Source organism: Flavobacterium sp. KACC 22758 (genome assembly GCF_028736135.1).
In the GTDB taxonomy this organism is placed as follows: domain Bacteria; phylum Bacteroidota; class Bacteroidia; order Flavobacteriales; family Flavobacteriaceae; genus Flavobacterium; species Flavobacterium johnsoniae.
The window spans coordinates 1219917-1246523 of record NZ_CP117878.1; the positions used below are offsets into that span (position 1 = coordinate 1219917).

Consider the following 26607-nt stretch of genomic DNA (forward strand, 5'->3'; position numbering starts at 1 on the left):
ACGGATTTCCGCCGATCATTTTAAATTATATCAGCAAAAATCTGTTTAATCTGTAAAATCCGTGGGCAATAAGCTAAACTTTAACAGCAATGAAAACAAACACAATAAAACAGCTCTTTTTTCTGCTGGTAATTTTGGCTGGATTTTCTGCGAAAGCACAACAGCCAGATCCGCCGGGACAAGTTAAGGGAAATGAAAAACCAAAAAACGAAGCCTATCTTTTTGCGCACATGACGCACAACGATTATGGCAGATTGTATTATTCTGTAAGTTTAGACGGTTTGCATTGGGAAAACCTCAACAGCGGAAAACGCGTTTTTGAAGAATACAAAGGACATCCCGATATCTGTAAAGGACCAGACGGAAAATATTACATTGCAGGAAATACAGGCGACGATGCAAAAAGTATTAACATCTGGGTTTCGGATGATTTAATTACCTGGAAAAAACATTCTGATTATACGCCGGATTTAAAAAGCACACCTGATTATTCTAATGCTTTACAGCGAATTGGTGCTCCAAAATTATATTACGATAAAGATTCAGAAAAGTTTATCATGACTTGGCATACCCCGCATCTTGAAGGAACAAAAGAAGACGGAGAACGTTATTGGGCAAGTCAAAGAACTTTATATGTTTTGTCGAAAGATTTAAAAACTTTTGAAGGAACACCAAATCGTTTGTTCGACTGGGATATGGGAACCATTGATGTTTTTATTCGTAAAATCGGCGATTCTTACTATGCCGTAATTAAAGACGAAACCTACCCAACGTTGTATTGGACAACCGGAAAAACCATCCGAATTGCGAAATCAAAAAATCTTTTAGGACCTTATTCTTTGCCCCAGCAGTCTATCAGTCCCAATTTTAGAGAAGCGCCAATGCTGATTCCTTCTCCAGATGACAAAATATGGTACATGTATTACGAACAATATCCCGGAGTTTCTTACGGATTATCAATTGCAGATAACTTAAACGGACCTTGGTACCAAGCCTCAGGTTACACTTTTTTCTCAGATTGGGATAAATACAGTCTTCCGGAAAAAGTGCGCCACGGCTGCATGATTACAATCTCTAAAAAAGAATACGACAGTTTGGTGAAAAAGTTCGGAATCACTAAAAAGTTATGAGTTATAAATTATGAGTTATGAGTTGTGGTCGTAGTTTTTGAATTTTGAGTTAATAAAAACAGATTATTTAATCGGAAATAAAATAATTAGTAACCCAACTCATAACTTCTAACTCAAAACTCATAACTAAAAATACGGTTAGTTAAGTTAGTTTGAGAAGTTACCAGACTTATGTGGATATAAGTCTGGTAATTCATTTTGATTTAGAAGAAAATCACGGCATTTGTTGTTATCAAAAAGTGCCTAAAATATATAAAGCATGAAAAGAAAAAGTATCCTTTTTTTAGCCTTGTTATCCATGTTTGCAGTAAATGCACAATGGAAACCTCAGGGAGATAAAATCAAAACAAAATGGGCAGAACAGGTTGATGCAAAGAAACCGCTGCCAGAATATCCCCGTCCGATTATGGAGCGCAGCCAATGGAAAAATCTAAATGGTTTATGGAATTATGCCATTCAGGAATTTGGCAAAACAGCGCCTTCAAAATATGACGGGCAGATTCTGGTTCCGTTTGCTGCAGAATCAAGTCTGTCTGGTGTGATGAAAGAAGTCGGCGCAAAAAATGAACTTTGGTACGAAACTAATTTTTCGATTGAATCAGGCTGGAACGGCAAAAATATTCTTTTACATTTTTGCGCTGTTGACTGGAAAACAGAAGTTTTTATAAACGACATTAAAGTAGGTTCGCATACAGGCGGATACACTCCATTTGCATTTGATATAACGCCATTTATTCAAAAAGGAAAAAATCAAAAACTAGTCGTTAAAGTTTGGGATCCATCAAATGATGGACCTCAGCCAAGAGGAAAACAAGTTAAAAATCCAGAAGGAATTTGGTATACGCCTGTTACCGGAATCTGGCAGACCGTTTGGATTGAACCAGTAAACGCTAAAAATATCTCGGAACTAAAAATAACACCCAATATTGACCAAAATACAATCAGCATTAAGGCTGATATAAACGGAGCAGAAAAAGGAGATTTAGTTGAAATTTCTGTTTTTGACGGCGGAAAAGAAATTGCTAAAGAAAAAGCCGTTGTTGGCGAAAGCAACGATATTGTTTTGAACAATCCAAAATTATGGTCGCCCGAAAGTCCATTTTTGTATCAGACTAAAGTTCGTTTAATCAGCAAAAATAAAGTGGTTGATGAGGTGAAAAGTTATTTTGCGATGCGAAAAATTTCATCAAAACGAGATGAAAACGGAATCATGAGAATGCAGTTAAATAATAAAGATTATTTCCAATTCGGACCTTTAGACCAAGGCTGGTGGCCAGACGGATTATACACTGCGCCAACTGATGAAGCTTTAAAATATGATATTATTAAAACCAAAGAATTAGGCTTTAATATGATTCGTAAACACGTAAAAGTTGAGCCGGAACGCTGGTACACACATTGCGATCAATTAGGAATTTTGGTTTGGCAGGATATGCCAAGCGGAGACGATCAGCCAATTTGGCAAAACACAAAATATTTTACCGGAACAGAATTACAGCGTTCGGCAAAATCAGAAGAAATCTACAGAAAAGAATGGAAAGAAATTATGGATCATTTGTATTCTTATCCAAGTATTGTGGTTTGGGTTCCGTTTAACGAAGCCTGGGGACAATTCAAAACCGTAGAAATTACAGAATGGACTAAAAATCACGATCCAAGCCGATTAACAAATTCGTCAAGCGGCGGGAATCATTTTCAAACTGGAGACATTTTAGATTTACACAATTATCCCGGACCGGAAATGTATTTGTATGATGCCAGAAGAGTTACTGTTTTAGGAGAATACGGCGGAATTGGTCTTCCGCTGGAAGGGCATTTATGGAGAGCAAATGACAATTGGGGTTACGTTAAATTTAAAAATGAAGCTGAAGTAACGGCAGAATATATCAAGTACGCTAAAATCTTAAAAAATTATGTAAAAACAGGATTTTCAGCAGCAGTTTACACGCAGACAACCGATGTTGAAGGAGAAGTAAACGGTTTCATGACCTACGACAGAAAAATAGATAAAATGGATTTCAAAGCTGTAAATATGATTAATACAGAAGTTATTAATGCTTTGAATCATTAAATAGTGATTTGTTTTTAAACACATAGAGACATAGATATTTTTATCTTAAAAAGAAAAGTAAAAGAAACTAGTTTCTACACATAGTTGTGCAGAGATACTGTAAAAAGTATTTTTTCAAGACCATGGAAAGCTATGTTTGTTTAAGAAAAATGAAATGCCTTTTTACAGACAAAGAAAAACTATATCTCTATGTGTTTTAAAAATCACACCCAACAATAAAAAAACTAAAAATGAAAAAATACCTTATACTTTTTCTGTTTACAATTATAAGTTTTGCGCAGCAAAAAACATTTACAAACCCAATTCTTCCAGCGGGAGCAGACCCATACAGTACCTATTACAAAGGCTATTATTATTACACCAATACATTGGGGAATAAACTGGTTTTATGGAAAACAAAAGACTTGTCTGATATTAAAAATGCAGAAAGTAAAGTAATCTGGACACCGTCCCAAAACACCAATTATTCGGCTGAAATCTGGGCACCGGAGTTTCATATCATCAAAGGAAAATGGTATTGTTATTTTGCAGCAGATAATGGCGACAACAATACGCACCGTATGTATGTTTTAGAAAACAAATCCTCAGATCCGTTTAAAGGAAAATTTGAATTTAAAGGAAAAATTGCTGCCAAAACCGATAAATGGGCAATCGACGGAAATGTCTTCGAACATAAAAATCAACTCTATATGATTTGGGCCGGATGGGAAGGTGACACAAACGGACAGCAGAATATTTACATCGCTAAAATGAAAAATCCGCTTGAAATTGAAGGCGACCGCGTTATGATTTCTGCACCAACAAATGACTGGGAAACACACGGAGCACTGCATGATGATGTAAATCCTCCTCAGGTAAACGTAAACGAAGGCCCGCAGTTTTTAGAAAGAAAAGGTAAAATTTTTATCGTGTTTTCGGCAAGCGGATGCTGGACAGATTTTTACGCTTTAGGATTATTAACATTTAACGGAGGTGATAATTTATTAGATGCCAATGCCTGGAAAAAATCTCCTGAACCCATCTTCAAACAATCAGATAAAAACAAAGTATACGCGCCAGGACACAATTCATTTTTTAAATCTCCTGACGGAAAAGAAGATTGGATTTTGTATCACGCCAACTCAAATCCTGGAGAAGGATGCGGTAATAAAAGATCGCCAAGAATGCAGAAAATTTATTGGGATGCCAACGGATTTCCGGTTTTGGGAGAGCCGGTAAGTGAAGAAACCAAACTGGCAATTCCATCAAAATAAAATCATCTTAAAATTATAAAAATGAAAAATATTCAAATTGCTGCAGTTGTTTTGCTGGCGCTTTTTCAATTTAATTGTAAAGACAATAAAAAGGAAGATTCGGTTTCGAAGGAAAGGACAGAAATCAAAACAGATTCAGTAAAAACTGTTTTCGAAACTAAAAATTTCGATACCATAATCGACGGAAAAAAAGTTGGGTTATACTGGATCGAAAATAAAGGCATTAAAGCTGCTTTTACCAATTACGGCGGAAGATTAATTGGACTTTGGGTAAACGATAAAAACGGAAAACCAACCGATGTTGTGGTGGGAATGAATAGCGCAAAAGGCTTTAAAACCTCAACAGAACCTTATTTTGGAGCAACGATTGGAAGAGTTGGAAACCGAATAGGAAAAGGAAAATTTACATTAGAAGGGAAGCAATATCAAGTTCCGTTAAACAATGGGAAAAATGCCTTGCATGGCGGTGTAAAAGGTTTTCAGGATGTAGTTTGGAATGCCGAAAAAACAAACGAAAACACTTTGGTTTTTACCTATGTTTCACCAGACGGCGAACAAGGTTTTCCTGGGAATTTATCTGTAAAAGTAACCTATACGATTACTGATGATAATTCGGTTAAAATGGAGTATGAAGCAACTACAGATAAAACAACAATTGTCAATTTAACCAATCATGCTTTTTTTAATTTGAATGGAGAAGGAAGCGGTACAATCTTAAATCACGAATTACAAATTTATGCCAACGAATTTACTCCCGTTGACGAAGGTTTGATTCCAAGCGGCGAATTAAAAGCAGTAAAAAATACGCCTTTTGATTTTACGTTAAAACATACCATTGGCGAAAGAATTGAAACCAAAGATGAACAGTTGAAATTTGGAAAAGGCTACGACCACAATTACATTTTAGACGGAACTAAGAAAAAGGGATTAAATCATGCTGCAACCATTTGTGGTGATAAATCGGGAATCACGCTTGATATTTTTACACAAGAACCGGGATTACAGTTTTACAGCGGAAATTTCATGCAGTCAAAAAACACATTTAAAAGTGGTGCAAAAGATGATTTTAGAACTGCTTTTGCTTTAGAAACTCAGCATTTCCCAGACGCACCAAACCAGCCAAAATTTGCTCCGATTGTTTTGAAAGTGGGAGAAAAATATCATACAGTTTCTTATTATCAGTTTTCTGTAAAAAAGTAGTTTAACCGCAAAGTTTTTTTTACCGCAAAGAGCGCAAAGAATTACGCAAAGGTCGCAAAGTTTTTTTCTCACTTTTGTCACCCTGAGCGAAGTCGAAGGAACCCAAAGTAATTCCTTATTTTTTTTACTCTTGCGTGCTTTGCGTAATTCTTTGCGCTCTTTGCGGTTAAAATACACCAACTAAAACCAATAAAAAATGAAAAAAATACTAACCTTAATAACATCACTCTGTGTCTTCGCAGCCTGTTCGCAGGAAAAAAGCACAGAGAAACCAAAAGAAGTAAAATCGAATACCATCTTACTGGCCGATCCAACTATATTTTACAACAAAGGAACCTATTATTTATACGGAACCACAACAGGAGATTTTCCAAACGGTGAAGGATTTCAGGTGTATACCTCAACAGATTTAAAAGACTGGAAAGGTCCAAATGGCGAGCAGAGCGGTCTGGCTTTAAAAAAAGGAGATGCTTTTGGTGACAAAGGTTTTTGGGCACCGCAGATACTTTCGTATCAAAATAAATTTTACATGATTTACACTGCAAATGAAAATATTGCAGTCGCAGTAAGTGACAGTCCGCTTGGGCCGTTTAAAAGCGAATCAAAAGAACCGATTATCAAAACCGGAAACCAAATTGATCCGTTCATTTTTATTGATGAAGATGGAAAAAAATATTTATATCATGTGCGTTTAACTAACGGAAACCGAATTTTCGCAGCAGAAATCAATGACGATTTTCAAAGTATAAAACCGGAAACGTTAACCGAATGTATTTCGGGAATTTTGCCTTGGGAAAATACACAAAATGTAAGCTGGCCGGTTACAGAAGGCCCGACAGTTTTAAAACACAACGGTTTGTATTACATGATTTATTCGGCAAATGATTTCAGGAATATAGATTATGCTGTGGGTTACGCAACCAGTAAAAGTCCGCTTGGACCTTGGGAAAAAGCAGCAGACAGCCCAATCATCAGCAGAAAAAACACCAAACAAAACGGAATTGGCCACGGTGATGTTTTTTGGGATAAAAACAACAAAATGCATTATGTACTGCATACACATTTTAGCGAAAGCGGTGTTTCCCCAAGGAAAGCCGGAATTATTTCAATTGAATTTAAAGACGGAAAAATTCTAGCTGATCCTGCAAGTTTTCAGTTTTTAAAAACAAAATAAAAAGTTCTGTTTTGATAAATTAGACTTGATTTTTTTTATAAGTATAAACTCTCAAAAATATAGTAAGAATAACTAATTTTGCCTAAATTTTTAGGTTGAAACTGCTTATTTATTGGTGGATAAATAATCTGTAATACTTTTAAGATTATATTATTCTAATTAATAAAATTGCATGAGTACTTTTTCTGAATATGAGAAAATGCCTGAAAACTTTAATCAGTATGAGCAGAATGAAAAGCTGGTTAAAGATATGAACAAGCTGAAATGGGTGGTGACAGAAAAAGTACACGGAGCTAATTTTAGTTTTGTCTATCAAAACAAGAATTTACAATTTGCCAAAAGAAAAGATCTCTTAAAATGGAATGATGACTTTTTTGGGTTTCAATCGGTAATAAGTAAAATTGAAACCCAAATAATATCTTTTTTTGAACAGTTAAGTTTTGATTTTAAAGCAGATAAATATATAGTGTATGGAGAATTATTTGGAGGGCACTACCCGCATCAGGATGTAGTTCCGGAACCTAATGTTCAAGCTATACAAACAGGTGTTTACTACACGCCTGAAATCAGTTTTTGTGCTTTTGATATTGCGTTTGTAAAAGAAGGTAAAAAAGAATATCTGGATTATGACCTGACAGTCTCTTACTTTGAAAAATTTTCTGTTTTTCATGCTAAAATACTTTTTTCAGGAAAGCTCAATGAGGCGTTAGAGTTTAATAAGAGAATCAGTTCGACTATTCCCGCATTACTTAATTTACCTTTAATTGAAGACAATTTAATTGAAGGAATTGTTGTAAAACCATTAAAACATAACGGATTAATCCAAAATGATGAAAGACCGGTAATAAAACTAAAAAATGCAGAGTTTAAAGAACAAAAATTTCATCAGGCACAAAATTGGTCTTATATCCCAGAGGTATCGTCACATTCAGAAGAGTTAACTTTTTTAATAGAAGATCTTAGAACTTATATTACAGAAAACAGATTGAACAGTGTATTGTCAAAAATTGGTGCAATCGATTTTAAAAATATTCAAAGGATGGAAAATATCTACAATGAATTTGTTGAAGATGTTTTATTAGATTTTAATATCCAAAATGATCAAATTCTTAATGATATTTTAGCTGAGCAAAGAGAATGGATTGTAAACCGAATAAAACCAGAAATAAGGTTATTGGTTGAAAATCATAATTTGACTAAGTAAATCTGATTTTCTGATTACTTTAAATTTTTCGAAAACTCTTTCAAAATCGTTGTTGGTCGAAATAATAACATTTAGAATAGTAATTTACATTAATATTGTGTTGTTCCTATTTTATTAATACGTTATGAATCACCGTACGATGAAAAACATTTTTCTTTTCTTGTGTTCTCTATGTATCACAATTTCTGCAAACAGTCAAAATACTGTAAAAGCTCCGGAACCTTTTGGTCCGCTTCCTACTCAAAAACAACTGGACTGGCAGGAAATGGAATTTTATGCTTTTGTACATTTTTCATTAAATACATTTACCAATAAAGAATGGGGTTACGGCGACGAATCTCCAGCTCTGTTTAACCCGACAAATTTAGACGTTCGTCAATGGGCGCGTATTGTAAAAGCGGCCGGAATGAAAGGAATTATTTTGGTTGCCAAACATCACGATGGATTTTGTTTATGGCCTTCGGCGTATACAGAACGTTCAGTGAAGAATTCTCCGTGGAAAAACGGGAAAGGTGATTTAGTAAAAGAATTGGCAGAAGCCTGTAAAGAATACGATTTAAAATTAGGACTATATCTTTCTCCCTGGGACAGAAACCGGGCAGATTATGGCAAGCCGGAATATATTACCTATTTTAGAAACCAGCTGAAAGAATTATTAACCAATTACGGAGATGTTTTTGAAATGTGGTTTGACGGTGCAAATGGCGGTGACGGTTATTACGGCGGAGCCAATGAAACGAGGAAAATCAATACACTTGAATATTACAATTGGGATGAAACCTATAAATTAATCTACAAAACTGCACCAAAAACTTTGGTTTGGGGCGTTGGCCCTTCAGAAGCCAGATGGATTGGAAATGAAGAAGGCCGTGCCGGAAAAACAAACTGGTCGCTTTTGCGCCAAAAAGATGAATTAGCAGGAAAAGTACATTATACCGAATTTATGTCAGGGCATGAAGACGGAGAAAAATGGGTTCCTGGCGAAGCCGATGTTTCAATCAGACCGGGATGGTTTTATCATTCAGTTGAAGATGATAAAGTACGTCCGCTGGATGAAATGGTCGATATTTATTACGAATCAATTGGGCGAAATGCCACTTTATTATTAAATCTTCCGGTTGACAGGAGAGGTTTGGTTCACGAAAATGACGAAGCCAGATTAAAAGAATTAGTAGCGACTGTAAAAGCCGATTTTAAAACCGAATTATTATCTAAAACAAAAATTGCTGCTGATAATGTTAGAGGCAGCAGCGAAACATTTGCAGGAAAAAATGCGGTCGACGGAAATAAAAATACCTATTGGGCAACAGATGACAATGTTAAAACCGCTTCAATAACTTTTGAATTTGATAAACCTACAGACATAAACCGAATTTTACTTCAGGAATATATTGCACTTGGGCAGCGTGTAAAAGCTTTTAATGTTGAGGTTAAAGTAGATGGAAACTGGAAAACTGCTGCAAACGAAACGACAATTGGTTACAAAAGAATTCTAAGAATCGACCGGGTTAAAGCATCGGCGTTAAGAATCAATATTACAGATTCAAAAGCAAATATTGTTATTTCAAATATTCAAGCTTACAATGCACCGACTTTTGTGCGTATGCCGGAAATCAGCCGTGATAAAAACGGCGATGTTACGATTAAATCTCAAGACGGGAATCCTGTTTATTATTCGCTTGACGGAAAAAATCCAACGAAAAAAAGCACCTTATATAAAGGAGTATTTCGAGTTAATAAAGCGGTTACCATAAAAGCCGTAGCAATTGATGCTGTAGAAAATATTAGCAGCGCAGTAAAAACGGCAAAATACGGCGCATCAAAAGAAAACTGGAAAATAGTTTCGGCTTCAAGCGGAGATTTAAAAGCAGCTGATCGTGTTATCGACGGAAATCCAGATACCGATTGGAGTTTTGGTAATGATCAAAACAAACTTCCACAGGAAATAATTATAGATATGGGAAGTCTTTTAAACTTAAACGGTTTTACGTATGTACCGCAGCAAGTAGGAAACAATCTTAATTTAATTTCAAATTACGAATTCTACACAAGCACTGATAATGTAAACTGGACATTGCAGTCTGGAGGTGAATTTTCGAATATTAAACACAACCCAATCGAACAGATTAAGACTTTCAAAAAAGCCAAAGCCAGATATATTCGTTTTGTTGCCAAGTCAGCAGTGGCAAAGGGATCAACTGTTTCTATAGCAGAATTAAATGTTATCGAAACATTATAATTGCCTTTTGAATTGTAAACTTTTTGGTTAAAGTTTCAAATTTTGTCCTATAGCGAAGGTAACAGGTTATTAGTCGAATTTTTGATTATTTACATTATGTAATATTTAATTTTATACTAAATAATTAGAACAACAGGCAAATGATTAAAGAAAGTATAAATTTCAAAGAAGCAGGAAAGTTTGAAGAAACGCGTTTTGAAAAGATACACAATGTAATTTTTGATTCGTCTAAAGAAGCTTCAATTTTAGTAGCTCAGGAAATAGCCAATATAATTCAGAGAAAAGAAGAATTAAACGAACCTTGTGTTTTAGGTTTGGCAACAGGATCTTCTCCTATAAAAGTATATGAAGAATTAGTTCGTCTTCATAAAGAAGAAGGTTTAAGCTTTGCAAATGTGGTAACTTTCAACTTAGATGAGTATTATCCAATGGATAAAAACGACATTCAAAGTTATTGGTACTTTATGCATGAGCATCTTTTTAATCATGTTAATATTCCGCCTCAAAATATCAATATTCCTGACGGAAGCATCAGCAATGAAGACCTGCAGCAATATTGCATCGATTATGAAATGAAAATCAAAGCTTACGGCGGATTGGATTTTCAGCTTCTTGGAATTGGAAGAACGGGACATATCGGATTCAACGAACCGGGATCTCACGTAAATTCAGGAACCAGAAGCATTACATTAGATCACTTAACACGTGTTGATGCCGCATCATCATTTTTAGGAATTGATAATGTGCCTAGAAAAGCAATTACAATGGGAATTGGCACCGTAAAAAATGCTAAAAGAATTGTACTTCTTGGATGGGGAATCAGCAAAGCAGATATTATAAAGAAAACAATCGAAGGTGAAATTTCCTCTCGAGTTCCGGCGACGTATTTACAGCAGCACAACAACACAACTTTTGTTTTAGATACCGAAGCTTCATCAGAATTAACTCGAGTAAAAACACCTTGGTTAGTAAAATCTGTAATCTGGACAGACGAATTAAAATTGAAAGCAGTGGCTTGGTTAAGCGAATTAACTAAAAAACCTTTCTTGAAACTGACTGACAAAGATTACAACGATAACGGAATGTCAAGCGTTTTGACAGAAGAAGGAACTGCATACAATTTGAATATTAAAATGTTCAACAAAATGCAGCAGACTATCACGGGATGGCCGGGTGGAAAACCAAATGCCGATGATACGTACAGACCAGAACGTGCAACTCCGGAAAGAAAAAGAATTATCATTTTTAGTCCGCACCCAGATGATGATGTTATCTCTATGGGGGGAACTTTTGACAGATTGGTAGAGCAGGGGCATGATGTTCATATTGCATACCAGACTTCAGGAAATATTGCGGTTTCGAATCAGGAAGCTTTAAAGTTTGCTGAAATTACAAAAGCATTAAATGCTGATTCTGTTACGGCAGAGACTATTATTGACTTTTTGAAAAACAAAAAAAGCAATGATATCGATTCATTAGAAGTAAGAAAACTGAAAGGTTTAATTAGAAGAAGTGAATCATTAGCAGCAACAAGATATCTAGGTTTGCCGGATTCTAATGTAAATTTCCTTGATCTTCCTTTTTATGAAACAGGAACGGTAAAGAAAAATAATCTTGGTGAGGCAGATATCGAAATTATGTGCGATATCATCGAAAGAATAAAACCTCATCAAATCTACGCAGCAGGAGATTTAGCAGACCCGCATGGAACACACAAAGTGTGTCTGGATAGTTTGTTTGAAGCTTTAAAACGATTGAAACACAAGAGTTTTATGGATGATTGCTGGGTTTGGCTGTACAGAGGTGCTTGGCACGAATGGGAAACCTACCAAATTGAAATGGCGGTTCCAATGAGTCCGGATCAGGTGCTTAAAAAACGTCACGCGATTTTCTATCACCAGTCTCAAAAAGACGGTGTAATGTTCCAGGGTGATGACAGCAGAGAATTCTGGATTAGAGCAGAAGACAGAAACAGATTGACTGCAGAAAAATATCACGCTTTAGGTTTAGCTGACTATTCAGCGATTGAAGCCTTCAAGCGATATTTCTTCTAAGAAATCTTAAAAATATAATAAACTATTTTCATGTGGTTTATTTGGTTAGTTACCAAGTTTTGAAATGCAGCCGTGGTTGGCTGCATTTTTTTTGTTTTTATACGCGATGTAGTTTAACCTCAAAGAGCGCTAAGGTTTGCGCAAAGAACACAAAGTTTTTTTTGCTTGGTCAAAAAAAGAATATAAAAAAGTTCGCAAAGCTTTGTGAATAAACTTTGCTCCCGATAGCTATCGGGATTACGTAAACCTTAGGGCTCTTTGCGGTTAAATACTATATAGAAGAATTTAAAATTCTCTGTTTTACATGATCGATATACGATCTTCCAATTACATATCGAAGTCCTTCAATTTCAATACTGTTTCCTTCAACTGCGTCGATTTTGTCGATTGCAATGGTATAGGATCTATGGATTCTCAGGAAGTTTTTTTCTGGCAGTAAATCTGTAAAGTCAGATAAAGTGCTGTGAATAATATATTTCCCTGTAGTGGTGTTGATTTTTAAATAATCTTTAAGGCTTTCGATAACCAAAATTTCGTTGAAGAAAATCTTCTTCATTCTCTTTTTGTCAATTTTCACAAAAATAAAAGGGCTGTCTGGATTACTTTCCTGCGGAGAAGCGGCTTTGTTTTCTAACCTCTTGCTGATTTTATTGAGCGTTTTCATTAATCTTGGAAATTCGATTGGTTTTACCAGATAATCTAAAACGTCCAATTCATAAGTTTCAATCGCAAACTGACTATAGGCGCTTGTAATTACTAATAAAGGCGGATTTTCAAGACTTTTTATAAAATTAATTCCGTCAAGAACCGGCATGTTTATATCCAGAAAAATAACATCAACTTTGTTATTTTTCAAAAAATTCAAGCCTTCAATCGGGTTACTGAAAGTATTTATTACCTCAAAATTTTCAAGCGGCTCTAAGTAATTTTTAATAACATTGATTGCCAATGGCTCGTCGTCAATAATCAAACATTTTATTCTCATTTCTATAATCTTAGTTATTTGAGCGAATAATTTAGCAGGTAAACTTATATACGAGGAAAAACGGTGTTAGGATACTTTAATCACCAGCTTTACGACAAAAATATCTTTTTTATTTTTAAATGAAAGCTTATAGTCAGTTTTATTATAACCTAATTCTAGTCTTTTTTTAACATTTTCAATCCCTATACCACTTGACTTGTTAAAATTATCATGATGCTGCGTAATTTCTGGCGTAGGATTAGAAATTGTGAAGTACAGAAAATCATCTTTTACCTTAAATTTAATGTCGATTTTTACTTTTCCGGTGTTTTTATTTACGCCGTGTTTAAAGGCATTTTCAATAAAAGTCAGTAAAATCACCGGAGAAATTTCTTTATCATGAATGTCTCCCGAAACTTCCATGTTTATTTCCAGACGTTCATCATTTCTAATTCGTTCCAGATCAAGGTAATTTTGAATACATAGAATTTCGTTTTCTAAACTCTGTTTTTTTCCGCTTGTATCATAAAGCATGTAACGCATCAGCTCAGAAAGTTTTAAAACAATCTTGGGCGTTTTATTCGATTTTTCGACAGATAAAGAATAAATGTTATTTAATGTGTTGAAGAAAAAGTGCGGCGAGATTTGAGATTTCAGGAAAAGCAGTTCTGTTTCTAATTGTGATTTCTCTAAATCAGTTACCCTTTTTTGTTCTTTCAAAAAGTCTAAAGTGATTTTGATTGCTGTAACAAAAGTCATTACATACAATTCTCCCATCATCATATCAATCGTATAATTCAGCGTTAATTTGTCGATTGTTTCAGGTCCTTCGGGCCAGACTTCATGTGTGATTAAGAGATAAGTAAGGTTAAATTTTATCAATACCATAACAAAAATGGCAGATAAAACCGCGAGTACATACAAAACATACTTTTTTCGGTACACCAGATACGGCATAAAAATCAGGATATTCAAATAACAAAGTGTCATGTGAATAGGAAATCCAAGTAAGTTGGTTTTTATCGAATACCAGTAATCGTTAAAATAGCTTCCCCACCTAAAAGTATTAAATAAGAAATAAGTCAGCCAAAAAACTACATGATAATACAAAGGTACGCGGTATAATTTATTAGAATTGAAATTCATAATATGAGTATGTTTTGTGACTTTTTTTGATGTTTATCTAAGTTTATATGTTGTCCGTCTAAATAAGTTTTAATAAAAAGTCAGTTTATATAAATTTAAAGTTAAATTAAGGTTGTTTTATATGAAGAAAATTTTCGTGCCTGCTTTATTTGTAATTCTGGTTACAAGTTGTAAAATAAAGTCATACAAAAATAATAATCAAGAAAATATTTTTGTAAACCATGTTGATCCTTTTATTGGGACAGGTGGACACGGCCATACGTATCCTGGAGCGACAGTTCCTTTTGGAATGTTACAAGTAAGTCCTGATAACGGAATCTCGAGCTGGGACTGGTGTTCAGGCTATCATTACTCAGATTCTATTGTTTCTGGTTTCAGTCATTTACACTTAAGCGGAACCGGAATTGGCGATTTGGCGGACATTTTATTTATGCCGACAAACAAAAAAGTCGATTTAACAGCTAAAACAACATCACGCGATCAATTACCATATAAATCATTATACAGTCATGCTAACGAAAAAGCAGCACCAGGTTCTTACCAGGTTTTTCTTGAGGATCCTAAGATCAATGTAGAATTAACTTCTTCACAAAGAACAGCTTATCACAAATATACATTTGCTAAAAATGACAAACAATCTGTTGTAGTCGATTTAGGATTTGCTATTAATTGGGATAAAGCTTTAAAGACAGAAATTAAAATTGAAGACGAATATACTATAAGTGGTTATCGTTATAGTATGGGCTGGGCAAAAAATCAGAAAGTATTTTTTGTGGCTAAGTTTTCTAAACCTATTTCTGAATCAGTTTTAATTGCTGATAAACAATTTGTTAATGGTAAAAAAGCTGACGGAGAGAATACTTCGGCACAATTATTTTTTGATTCGAAAAACTCCGATCAGCTTTTTGTAAAAGTGGCACTTTCATCTGTAAGTACGGCGAATGCAAAAGAAAATTTAGACGGAGAAAAAGCCAATTTCGACAATACAAAATCAGAAGCTTCTTCTGTTTGGAATAAAGCATTAAGTAAAATTAAAGTTGAAACACCAGTAGATTCGTTAAAAACGATTTTCTATACTGCGATGTATCACGCACAAGTTGCCCCTGTAACCTATAGTGATAAAAACGGTCAATTTAGGAGAGAGGATGATCAAATTGTTACAGCAAAAGATTATACCGCTTATTCGACCTTATCACTATGGGATACTTTTAGAGCCGAAAATCCTTTATTGACTCTGCTGGCGCCAGACAAAGCTTCAGATATTGTAAACTCAATGTTAGCGTATTACGATACCAAAAAAATATTACCGGTTTGGACACTATACGCCAATGAAACGAATACAATGACAGGTTACCATTCCATTCCGGTAATTGTTGACGCATATTTAAAAGGAATAAAAGGTTTTGATGCAGAAAAAGCTTTCGAAGCTATGAAAACTACGATGATGCAGGACGAACGTGGTTTGAATTTCTACAAAAAATACGGTTATATACCTTATAATTTATTAGACGAATCAGTTACAATTACTCTGGAATATGCTTATGACGATTGGTGTGTGGCACAAATGGCAAAAGCTTTAGGAAAAAATGCCGATTACGAATTTTTCTTAAAACGTTCTCAGGCATACCAATATTTATTTGATCCGAAAACAGGATTCATGAGAGGAAAATCTGAAGACGGGAAATCATGGAATGAGCCTTTCGATCCAAAACATTCGAATCACAGAGAACATACAGATTATACCGAAGGTAATGCATGGCAGCACAGCTGGTTTGTACCTCATAATGTAGAAGATTTTATTAAACTTCACGGAAGCAAGGAAGTATTCACCAAACGCTTAGAGCAGTTATTTACAGAGAGTTCAGAAATTACAGGAAACAATGTTTCGGCAGATATTTCAGGATTAATTGGGCAGTATGCTCACGGAAATGAGCCAAGCCACCACATTGCCTATATGTTCAATCATGCAGGTCAGCCTTGGAGAACACAATATTGGGTTCGTCATATTCTTGATACGCAATATAATACAACACCAAACGGATTAAGCGGTAATGAAGACTGCGGACAAATGTCAGCATGGTATGTTTTCAGTTCAATGGGATTATATCCTATGAATCCGGCTTCTGGCGAATACGAAATTGGAAGTCCTATTTTCGAAAAAGCAACCATCAATCTTGAAAAAGGCAAAACGTTTGTAATTGAAGCAGAAAATGTTTCAGACAAAAACTTTTATATCCAGTCAGCGACTTTAAACGGAGTCGAATTCAATCAAACAGCAATTACACATCAACAGATTTTAAAAGGCGGGGTTTTACATTTTGTAATGGGATCGCAGCCAAATAAAAACTGGGGAACAAAAAAATAAACAAAACAAAAAACAAAACTAACCTACTAACAAAAAAATAGATGGATATTATTGACGTATCGATAATCGTAGCTTACATTCTGCTCTCGGTGAGTATCGGAATTTGGATTTCAAGAAAAGCAAAACAAGGATTAGATGATTATTTTCTTGGAGGAAAAACAATCAAATGGTATTTTTTGGGTCTAAGTAACGGATCTGGAATGTTTGATGTTTCCGGAACTTCCTGGATGATTGGGGTACTTTTTCTATATGGTGTAAAAAGCTTCATGTTCATGTGGTTGTGGCCTATCTGGAACCAGATTTTTGTAATGATGTTCCTTGCAGTCTGGATTAGAAGATCAAAAGTAATGACAGGTTCTGAATGGATTTTAACCCGTTTTGGAAGTGACAGAGCTGGAAAAGCATCGCATATTATTGTGGCTATTTTTGCTATTATTTCTACAATTGGTTTCATCGCTTATTTCTTTGAAGGAATCGGAAAATTTGTAACCATTATTCTTCCTTGGGATTTAACGCTTCATTATGGAGATATGATTTTATTGACTTCTGAACGTTCTTATGCATTGTTAATCATATTTTTAACTACTATTTATACTGTAAAGGGCGGAATGTTCTCGGTAGTAGCGACAGAGGTAGTGCAATATTTAATTATGATTGTAGCTGGAGTTTTAATTGCCGGATATGCATTTATTAATTATACTGATATTCAGATTAATTCGATTATTACGCCAGAATGGAAAAATGTTTTCTTTGGCTGGCAGTTTGAAACCCAATGGAGTGATAAATTCCAAACCTTCAATAATTTAATTGATTCTGAAGGTTATAAAATGTTTGGCGCTTTCATCGGGATGACATTGTTCAAAGGTTTCTTTGCGAGTGTTGCCGGGCCAACACCAAGTTATGATTTACAAAGAGTTCTTTCTACAAAATCGGTTAAAGAAGCTGCTTATATGAGTGGTTTCACAAACTTAATTTTATTCATTCCTAGATATTTATTAATTACAGGAATCGTAGTAATTGCGCTGGTAAACTTAGCTCCAGAATTAAATGCAAATACAGGTTTAACCGGAGCTGATCTGGAATTATTAATGCCAAAAGTGGTCAATTTATATATCCCGGTTGGAATTAAAGGAATTCTTTTAGCAGGTTTATTAGCCGCTTTTATGTCAGGATTCTCAGCTTTCGTAAATGCTGGACCGGCTTATATCGTAAACGATATTTATAAAAAATACTTTAAACCGGTTGCATCAAATGCACATTATATTAAAGTAAGCCAGATTTCTTCTTTCCTTGTAGTTGGTTTAGGTGTTTTTATGGGATTCTTTGCAGACTCAATTAACTCTTTAACGCTTTGGATTACAAGTGCTTTGTACGGAGGTTATGTAGCGGCCAATTTCCTAAAATGGATTTGGTGGCGTTTTAATGGCTGGGGTTATTTCTGGGGAATGTTCGCCGGATTAATTGTAGCTTCATTACAATTTGCTTTAGGTCAGGCCAAAGGAAGTTTAACCGAAGGTTCATTTTTATATGATTTAGCACATGTACAAGTGATTTATTTGTTTCCGTTAATATTTGGTTTCTCAATTTTAGGATGTTTGTTAGGAACATTCTTGAGTAAACCAACTGATATGGAAGTTTTAAAATCGTTCTATTCAAACGTAAGACCTTGGGGATTCTGGGGTCCGGTTTATAAACAATTAAAAGTTGAAGACTATACTTTCGAGAAAAATAATGATTTCTGGAGAGATATGATGAACTGTGCAATTGGTATCATCTGGCAGTCAAGTATGATTCTGCTTCCAATATTCTTCATCATTAGAGATTATCCAAAAGCAGTTATCGCATTGATTGTGTTTTTAGTAACGACTACGATATTAAAATTCACATGGTTGGATAAAGTTAGAAAAATCGAAGATTAAGATAAAAGATGCAAAAAACAAGAGCTTTGTCAAAGTTTCAAACTTTGACAAAGCTTTGGAAATATTTTTAAACACATAGAAACATAGGTTTAAGTGTGTATAAAAAAGAATACAAAAAGAAACTAGTTTCTAACACATAGCTATGATTTTTAATGCAAGTGAAACGCCTTTAAGCGATTTTCAAAAACTATGTTCCTATGTGTTTAGTAAATGACAAAAGTGAGAGAATAAAACAAACAATAAAAAACAAAAAAAAATGAGCAGTATTCCTTGGCAAGACAGACCCGAAAACAGTAAAGATGTGATGTGGAGATATTCTGAAAATCCAATTATCGACAGATATGCAATACCGTCATCAAACAGTATTTTTAATAGTGCTGTAGTTCCTTTTGAAGATGGTTATGCGGGAGTTTTCAGATGTGATAACAAAGCGGTTCAAATGAATATTTTTGCCGGCTTTAGTAAAAACGGAATCGATTGGGACATTAACCACGAACCAATCGTAATGCAGTCTGGTAATACAGACATGATCGAATCTGCTTACAAATACGATCCACGTGTGGTTTTCATCGAAGACCGTTACTGGATTACATGGTGTAATGGTTACAACGGACCAACTATTGGTATTGGATATACTTTTGACTTTAAAGAGTTTTTTCAATGCGAAAATGCCTTTTTACCATTCAACAGAAACGGAGTTTTATTCCCTCAAAAAATAAACGGAAAATACGCCATGTTAAGCCGTCCAAGTGATAACGGACATACACCGTTTGGAGATATCTGGATCAGCTACAGCCCGGACATGAAATATTGGGGAGAACACCGTTTGGTAATGAAACCAAGTCCGTTTGAGCAAAGTGCCTGGCAGTGTACAAAAGTAGGAGCAGGACCAATTCCTATTTTAACAAACGAAGGCTGGCTGATGATCTATCACGGAGTTATCAATACCTGCAACGGTTTCCGTTATGCAATGGGTTCTGCGCTTCTGGATGTTGATTCACCAGACAAAGTAAAATACAGAACACAGCCTTATTTATTAGGACCAGCAGAAATTTATGAAATGGTAGGAGACGTGCCAAACGTAGTTTTTCCATGTGCCGCTTTACACGATACAGAGGAAGATAAACTGGCTGTTTATTACGGTGCAGCCGATACTGCTGTAGCCATTGCATTTGGTAAATTAAGTGAAGTAATTCAGTTTACAAAAGATAACAGTTTATAGAAAAAGCATGCGTTTAAAATTTCAATGGTTAACAGTTGTTTTAGTTTCTCTTTCGACGGCAGGTTTTGCGCAGTCAAAGAAAAATACGATTATTCCTAAAACATACGTCGCGGCAAAAACTACATCTTCAATAACAATAGACGGAGACGAATCTGATGCTTCATGGAGCAGAGCAGAATGGACAGATCTTTTTGAAGATATAGAAAATGACGTTAAGCCTAAATATGCAACAAAAGTTAAAATGCTGTGGGACGAAACCAATTTTTATATATTAGCAAAGATTGACGAACCGCACGTTTGGGCCAATTTAAAGCAGCGAGATACCATTATTTTTTACAACAATGACTTTGAAGTTTTTATAGATCCCGACAGCGATACTTTTAACTATTACGAATTAGAAATAAACGCCTTGAACACTGCTTGGGATCTATTTTTATCAAAACCTTACAGAGAAAATGATCTCGTGGTTTTAAACGACTGGAATCTTACAGGTTTAAAATCAGCAGTAAAAATTCATGGAACGCTTAATAACCCCAATGATGTAGATCAGGGATGGGTTTTAGAAATGGCGATTCCGTGGGCAGCTTACAAAACCTCTTATTTCGATCAAAACGTACCTGCAGATAAATTCTGGAGAGTCAATTTTTCCAGAGTCAACTGGCAGCATTCACTTATTGAGGGTAAATACGAACGCAAAAAAGGCGCTGACGGAAAATTTCTGCCAGAGTACAACTGGGTTTGGTCGCCAATGGGCGTAATCAATATGCATGAACCCGAAAAATGGGGCTATGTTTATTTTTCATCAAAAGAAGGAAAAGATATCTTTACCATTCCGCAGGATGAAAAAGTAAAATGGGAACTTTACAATTTATACAGAGCCCAAAAAGAATATTTCCAAAAGAATAAAATCTGGGCAAAATCAATAGCGAATCTAACAAAAGAAGTGATAAGCATTGATAATAAAATTTTAAAACCTATTTTAGAAAACCATTCCAGCGGTTATAATATTTCAGTAAAAAGTCCATTTTCTAATGAAACATTTATTATAAGGCAGGACGGGAAAATAATAACAAAATAAACCACACTATGAAACTACCAAAAACATTACTTCTTTTATTGGCAATTACCATTTTTTCCTGCGCCAAAAAAGAAGAACCAGCTGCAGCATTTAAATTTGGAGTCTGGACAACCGCAGATGCTAAAAAATCAGATGCAGATTACACCAAAGAATTCAAAAAATACAAAGACGGCGGTATCGACGAAGTATTAATCAATACAACAACAGACCCGCAGCTTTTAAAAAGATTAGTGCCTCTTGCCGCTAAAGAAGGCCTAAAAGTTCATGCCTGGATTATGGCGATGAACAGACCCGGAGATTCAGTTGCGTTACAGCACCCGGAATGGTATCAGGTAAGCAAAGAAGGAAAATCATGCTTTGACAATCGTCCTTATGTCGATTACTACCAATGGTTATGCCCAACCAGAAAAGAATCAAGAGAACACGTTTTACATTTAGTTGAAGAACTGGCAAAAGTAGAAGGAATCGAAAGTGTTCATTTAGATTATATTCGTTTTCCGGACATCTTTTTACCAATCAGTTTACTGCCAAAATACAACTTGGTTCAGGATGTAGAATTACCACAATTTGATTTTTGTTATTGTGACGAATGTGTAAAAGCATTCGAAAAAATCCACCATAAAAACCCAAAAGAAAGCCACAACACTTCTATCGATATGGAGTGGAAAAACTTTCGTTTAAATGCGATAAGAGCTGTTGTTGACGAAGCTTATAAAATTGCACACAAACACAACAAACAATTAACAGCTGCTGTATTTCCTTACCCTGAAATGGCAGATCACATGGTGCGCCAGCGTTGGGACAAATGGAATATCGACGAAGTATATCCAATGATTTACCACAGCTTTTACAATGAAGAAATTGACTGGGTTGGTTATGCTACAAAACAAGGTGTCGAAGATCTAGAAGATAAGAAAACGAAAATCAATACAGGAATTTATATTCCGGGCTTGAAAAACGATGCAGAATTGAAACAAGCTATTTTAGAAGCAAAAGAGAATGGAGCAGTAGGAGTTTCATTTTTTGACGGAAATGCATTGTCTGAAAGTAACTTAAAGACAATCAAAGAAACAAAAGCAAGTTTAAAGTAATATTTTTAAACACATAGTAACATAGATTTTTAAGTGTGTATAAAAAGAATACAAAAGAAACAAGTTTCTAACATATAGCTATGTTTGCTAATGCAAGTGAAACGCCTTTATTTAGTTTCCAAAACTATGTTTCTATGTGTTTAAATAAATTAAGATAAAAGTAAGCAGCATGTCAAATAGAAGAGATTTTATCAAAAAAGCAGCTTTAGGCGCAGCAGCCGTAAGTTCAGTAGGATTTAGCGGATTTGCAAAAGAGAAAGAAGATGAAAAAGAAGGCGCATTAGAATTTCCTTCAAAAAAAGTAAAAAAACCGGTTGTTATTTCGACATGGAACCACGGTTTACCGGCGAATAAAGAGACCTGGAAAGAATTAAAAGCAGGAAAATCTGCCTTAGACGCGATTGAAGCCGGTATGAAAATTCCTGAAGCAGATCCGAATGTCCGCAGTGTTGGTTATGGAGGATATCCGGATCGCGAAGGAAAAGTAACTCTTGATGCCTGTATTATGGACCACAACAGCAACTGCGGTTCGGTTTGTTTTTTACAAGGTATTATGCATCCAATTTCTGTAGCCAAAAGAGTATTGCAAAATACGCCTCACGTAATGCTTGCCGGACAAGGCGCATTGCAGTTTGCTTTATCAGAAGGCTTTAAAGAAGAAAATTTACTAACTCCAGAATCTGAAAAAGACTGGAAAAAATGGCTGGAAGATTCTAAATACAAACCAGTTATTAATATAGAAAATCACGATACCATAAGCATGCTAATGTTGGATCAAGACGGAAATCTTTCGGGAGGGTGTACCACCAGTGGTGCTGCCTGGAAGATGCACGGCCGCGTCGGTGACTCCCCAATAATCGGCGCGGGTCTTTTTCTGGATAACGAAGTGGGCGCTGCGGCCGCTACAGGTTTAGGCGAAGCAGTAATTAGAACAGCAGGAAGTGCCATGGTTGTAGAATTAATGCGTCAGGGAAAATCGCCTTATGATGCCTGCAAAGAAATCACAGAGCGTATTTACAACAAACACAAAAACCACAAAGACATGGAGTATCTGCAGGTTGGATTTATTGCCTTAAATAAAAACGGCGAATATGCAGGTTACAGTTTGAGATCTGGTTTTAATTATGCCGTTTCTGATGATGAAAAAGGACACAGAATGGAAGACGCTAAATTTAAAATGTCGTGGGATAAATAGACCTGTTTGTCATTTCAACGAAGGAGAAATCACAAACATAACTCGACAAAGATTGGCGATTAAAATTTGAAGCACATAGAAATAGATTTTTCTCTCACAATCTATCCCGATCCCGAAACTTCGGGACAGGGCTATGTGTTAAAACAAAAAACAAAAATGAAAAAAACAGTATCCATATTAACCTTATTACTTACTACAGCATTATCTGTTAACGCACAGGAAAAAGTTCCGTTTTGGCAGAATGAGAAAATCAATGAAGATAATAGAGAGCCCATGCACGCCGCTTATTATGTTTTTGAAAATGAAACATTAGCTGCTAAAAACGAATGGAGACAATCTAAAAATTACTTAGACATTAACGGAGCCTGGAAATTTAAATATGTTGAAAATCCGGCTGCACTTCCAAAAGATTTTGAGAAAACCAATTTTGACGATAAAAGCTGGGATAATTTTAAAATTCCGGCAAGCTGGGATGTAAACGGATATGGATATCCGGTTTATGTAAATACAACTTACGATTTTGATTATTTAATGGCGCCAAATCCGCCGTTTGTGCCAACAAAATACAATCCTACAGGAGTTTACAGACGAGAAATCAACATTGACAAATCGTGGGAAGGAAAAGATATTTTTCTTCATATTGGTACAGCTAAATCAAATTTAACGGTATGGGTAAATGGTGTTTATGTAGGTTATGGAGAAGATGGAAAATTACCATCTGAATTCAAATTAAACAAATATGTAAAAGCCGGAAGAAATACAATTGCACTTCAGGTAATGAAATGGAACGACGGTTCGTATTTAGAATGTCAGGACATGTGGAGAATGAGCGGAATTACCCGTGATTCTTATTTAGTTGCCAGAAACAAAGCACATTTAAACGATTTTGAAATTATTCCTGATTTAGATGCCAATTATGTAAACGGAAGTCTAAAAATCTCAACTCAATTTTCTGATTTAGATAAAAAAGACAGTTACACTTTAGACGTTCTGTTAAAAGACGGAGACAAAGTTATTACTTCAAAAGTTATTGCAGCTTCAAATGAAAAACAAACGTTTGATTTTAAAGTAGAAAATCCAAAGAAATGGAGTGCAGAGATTCCGAATTTATATCAGGTAAGTTTTATTCTAAAAGATAAAAAAGGAAATGTAATTGAAGTTATCAATCACAACGTTGGATTTAGAAAAGTAGAAATTAAAGGCGGACAGCTTTTGGTAAACGGAAAAGCGATTTACATAAAAGGAGTAAACCGTCATGAAGTTGATCCAATTACAGGACAGACAATTTCGAGAGAAAGAATGGAACAGGATATTAAATTGATGAAAGAATTTAATATCAATGCCGTGAGAATGTCGCATTATCCAAACGATGAATATTTCTACGAATTATGCGATAAATACGGAATTTATGTGGTTGATGAAGCCAATATAGAATCGCACGGAATGGGTTATGATATAACCAAAACGCTTGGTAATAAACCAGACTGGGAACTGGCGCACATTCAGCGTATGCAGCGTATGATCGAAAGAGATAAAAACCACACTTCAATCATTATCTGGAGTATGGGTAACGAAGCCGGAAACGGTTACAACTTTTACAGAGGGTATTTGTGGATTAAAAATCGTGATAAATCAAGACCAATTCAGTACGAAAGAGCAACTGCGGGCGCTTGGGATGGAAAAGATTTAAAATTTGAATGGGATTCTGATATTATCGACCCAATGTATAGTTCTCCAAACAAAATGGAAGAATATATTCTGGCAAATCCAAATCCGTCAAGACCTTACATTCAGTGCGAATATGCGCATGCAATGGGGAATTCAATGGGGAATTTTAAAGATTATTGGGATGTGATTCGTAAATATCCAAACTTTCAGGGTGGTTTTATTTGGGACATGATCGATCAATCGGTTTACAAAAAACTGGATAACGGAACTACCATTTTAGCTTACGGAGGAGATTTTGGACCTAAAGACGTAAAAAGCGATAACAACTTTGTAAACAACGGAGTTTTTACAGTAGACAGAAAACCAAATCCTCATGCTTTTGAAGTAAAAAATGTACAGCAAAATATTCACACTTCTTGGGAAAATCAGGAAACTGCGACTATAAAAGTATACAATGAATTTTCATTTAAAGACTTGAGTAATGTTACTTTACATTGGGAATTATTTTTAGACGGAGTTAAAGATGCAGCGGGAATTATCGATTATTTGGCAATTGATCCAACGCAGTCAAAAACTTATACACTGCCAATTCAATTGGGGGATAAAAAATTTCAGGAAGCTTTTATTACTATCAGTTATCAGTTAAAGCAGGAAGAACCATTTTTACCAAAAGGTTTCGAAATTGCAACAGAACAACTGGCTTACAAAGGAACTTGGAAAAATGATATTACGGTAAAAGGAGATGGAAAAATTACAGTTGAGAAAAAAGTAAATGCAACAGTTTTTAAAAGCGATAAGGCTGAAATTACTTTTGACAAGAAAACCGGATTTATCAGTGGTTATTCATTCAATAACCAGCCGATAATAAAAGAAGGATATCAATTGCGTCCTAATTTCTGGAGAGCACCAAATGATAATGATTTTGGCGCTAATTTTCAGGTAAACTTAAAAGCGTGGAAAGATGCAACAGAAAATCCAACATTGGTAAACTGGACATTTACGCCATCAAAAGACAATAAAGTTGTAGTAAAAGCAACTTACAGCTTACCACAGGTTTCTTCGACATTAGAATTGAATTATGAATTTAACGGAAACGGAGAATTAGCCGTAAAAGAAGTTTTAAATATTGATAAAAACAAAGAACAGCCTATCTTGCCAAGATTTGGAATGGAAGTAATTGTTCCGAGAGATTTCAGTAATATGACGTATTACGGAAGAGGTCCTCACGAAAATTACATCGACAGAAATTACAGTTCAAAAGTGGGATTGTATACGCAAACGGTTTCAGAGCAGTATTATCCATACATCCGTCCGCAGGAAACCGGAAATAAAACCGATGTGCGTTTCTTAGAATTATCAGGAGATAAATTAAAATTAACCGTTACATCTGACGAATTATTGGCCGTAACCGCTTTACATTTCTTAAACGAAGATTTAGACGACGGACTGCAGAAAGACCAAAGACACGCTGCCGAATTGAAAGAAAGAGATTTAACAAGTTTAAAAATCGATTCGAAACAAATGGGAGTAGGAGGAATAGACAGCTGGCAGGCATGGCCAATGGAAAAATATCTTTTGAGAGGAAAAAATTATCAGTATCAATTTAAAATAACACCATCATTAAAATAATTTAG

Annotated in this window: 17 protein-coding genes; 15 read left to right on the forward strand and 2 right to left on the reverse strand. The window is 35.2% G+C overall.

Annotated features, from left to right (window positions below):
- Positions 1–89 precede the first annotated feature (89 nt).
- From PQ462_RS05250 to nagB, 8 genes are all read left to right on the forward strand, one after another.
- Complete coding sequence (locus PQ462_RS05250) at positions 90–1130, forward strand: glycoside hydrolase family 43 protein (RefSeq protein WP_274252612.1); 1041 nt, start codon at positions 90–92, stop codon at positions 1128–1130.
- Positions 1131–1389: 259 nt separating this feature from the next.
- Positions 1390–3201: a glycoside hydrolase family 2 protein gene (locus PQ462_RS05255; RefSeq protein ID WP_274252613.1), complete on the forward strand. Its 1812-nt coding sequence runs from the start codon at positions 1390–1392 to the stop codon at positions 3199–3201.
- A 230-nt stretch (positions 3202–3431) separates the two neighbouring features.
- On the forward strand, positions 3432–4454 hold the full coding sequence (locus PQ462_RS05260; RefSeq protein WP_274252614.1) for a glycoside hydrolase family 43 protein: 1023 nt from the start codon (positions 3432–3434) through the stop codon (positions 4452–4454).
- Between the two features lie 21 nt (positions 4455–4475).
- Positions 4476–5654: an aldose epimerase family protein gene (locus PQ462_RS05265; protein WP_274252615.1), complete on the forward strand. Its 1179-nt coding sequence runs from the start codon at positions 4476–4478 to the stop codon at positions 5652–5654.
- A gap of 196 nt (positions 5655–5850) precedes the next feature.
- Positions 5851–6828 (forward strand): glycoside hydrolase family 43 protein, encoded by a 978-nt coding sequence (locus PQ462_RS05270; RefSeq protein ID WP_274252616.1) that lies wholly within the window; start codon positions 5851–5853, stop codon positions 6826–6828.
- A 172-nt stretch (positions 6829–7000) separates the two neighbouring features.
- Positions 7001–8032, forward strand: coding sequence for an RNA ligase family protein (locus PQ462_RS05275; RefSeq protein ID WP_274252617.1), 1032 nt, complete (start codon positions 7001–7003; stop codon positions 8030–8032).
- Between the two features lie 139 nt (positions 8033–8171).
- Positions 8172–10271, forward strand: coding sequence for an alpha-L-fucosidase (locus tag PQ462_RS05280; protein ID WP_274252618.1), 2100 nt, complete (start codon positions 8172–8174; stop codon positions 10269–10271).
- Between the two features lie 140 nt (positions 10272–10411).
- Positions 10412–12325: a glucosamine-6-phosphate deaminase gene (nagB, locus tag PQ462_RS05285; RefSeq protein ID WP_012024100.1), complete on the forward strand. Its 1914-nt coding sequence runs from the start codon at positions 10412–10414 to the stop codon at positions 12323–12325.
- Positions 12326–12596: 271 nt separating this feature from the next.
- Here the strand turns inward: nagB and PQ462_RS05290 are convergent, their stop codons facing one another.
- Both PQ462_RS05290 and PQ462_RS05295 read right to left on the reverse strand, forming a co-directional pair.
- Complete coding sequence (locus tag PQ462_RS05290; RefSeq protein WP_274252619.1) at positions 12597–13310, reverse strand: LytR/AlgR family response regulator transcription factor; 714 nt, start codon at positions 13308–13310, stop codon at positions 12597–12599.
- 66 nt (positions 13311–13376) lie between these two features.
- Positions 13377–14435 carry a sensor histidine kinase gene (locus PQ462_RS05295; protein WP_274252620.1) on the reverse strand — a complete coding sequence of 353 codons (1059 nt, stop codon included), beginning with the start codon at positions 14433–14435 and terminating at the stop codon, positions 13377–13379.
- A 121-nt stretch (positions 14436–14556) separates the two neighbouring features.
- On the opposite strand from PQ462_RS05295, the gene PQ462_RS05300 reads away from it, so the two are divergent.
- The 7 genes from PQ462_RS05300 (at position 14557) to PQ462_RS05330 (ending at position 26602) form a co-directional block, all read left to right on the forward strand.
- Complete coding sequence (locus PQ462_RS05300; protein WP_274252621.1) at positions 14557–16800, forward strand: GH92 family glycosyl hydrolase; 2244 nt, start codon at positions 14557–14559, stop codon at positions 16798–16800.
- 41 nt (positions 16801–16841) lie between these two features.
- The gene (locus tag PQ462_RS05305) at positions 16842–18719 is read left to right on the forward strand and encodes a sodium:solute symporter family protein (RefSeq protein WP_274252622.1); all 1878 of its coding nucleotides are present in this window, start codon (positions 16842–16844) and stop codon (positions 18717–18719) included.
- Positions 18720–18975: 256 nt separating this feature from the next.
- Positions 18976–19941, forward strand: coding sequence for a glycoside hydrolase family 130 protein (locus tag PQ462_RS05310; RefSeq protein ID WP_274252623.1), 966 nt, complete (start codon positions 18976–18978; stop codon positions 19939–19941).
- A gap of 7 nt (positions 19942–19948) precedes the next feature.
- A complete protein-coding gene (locus PQ462_RS05315; RefSeq protein ID WP_274252624.1) occupies positions 19949–21019 on the forward strand; it encodes a carbohydrate-binding family 9-like protein in 1071 nt (356 codons plus the stop codon).
- A gap of 8 nt (positions 21020–21027) precedes the next feature.
- Complete coding sequence (locus tag PQ462_RS05320) at positions 21028–22110, forward strand: putative glycoside hydrolase (RefSeq protein WP_274252625.1); 1083 nt, start codon at positions 21028–21030, stop codon at positions 22108–22110.
- 169 nt (positions 22111–22279) lie between these two features.
- Positions 22280–23305: an isoaspartyl peptidase/L-asparaginase family protein gene (locus PQ462_RS05325; RefSeq protein WP_012024108.1), complete on the forward strand. Its 1026-nt coding sequence runs from the start codon at positions 22280–22282 to the stop codon at positions 23303–23305.
- Between the two features lie 156 nt (positions 23306–23461).
- Positions 23462–26602 carry a glycoside hydrolase family 2 TIM barrel-domain containing protein gene (locus PQ462_RS05330; RefSeq protein ID WP_274252626.1) on the forward strand — a complete coding sequence of 1047 codons (3141 nt, stop codon included), beginning with the start codon at positions 23462–23464 and terminating at the stop codon, positions 26600–26602.
- Positions 26603–26607 lie beyond the last annotated feature (5 nt).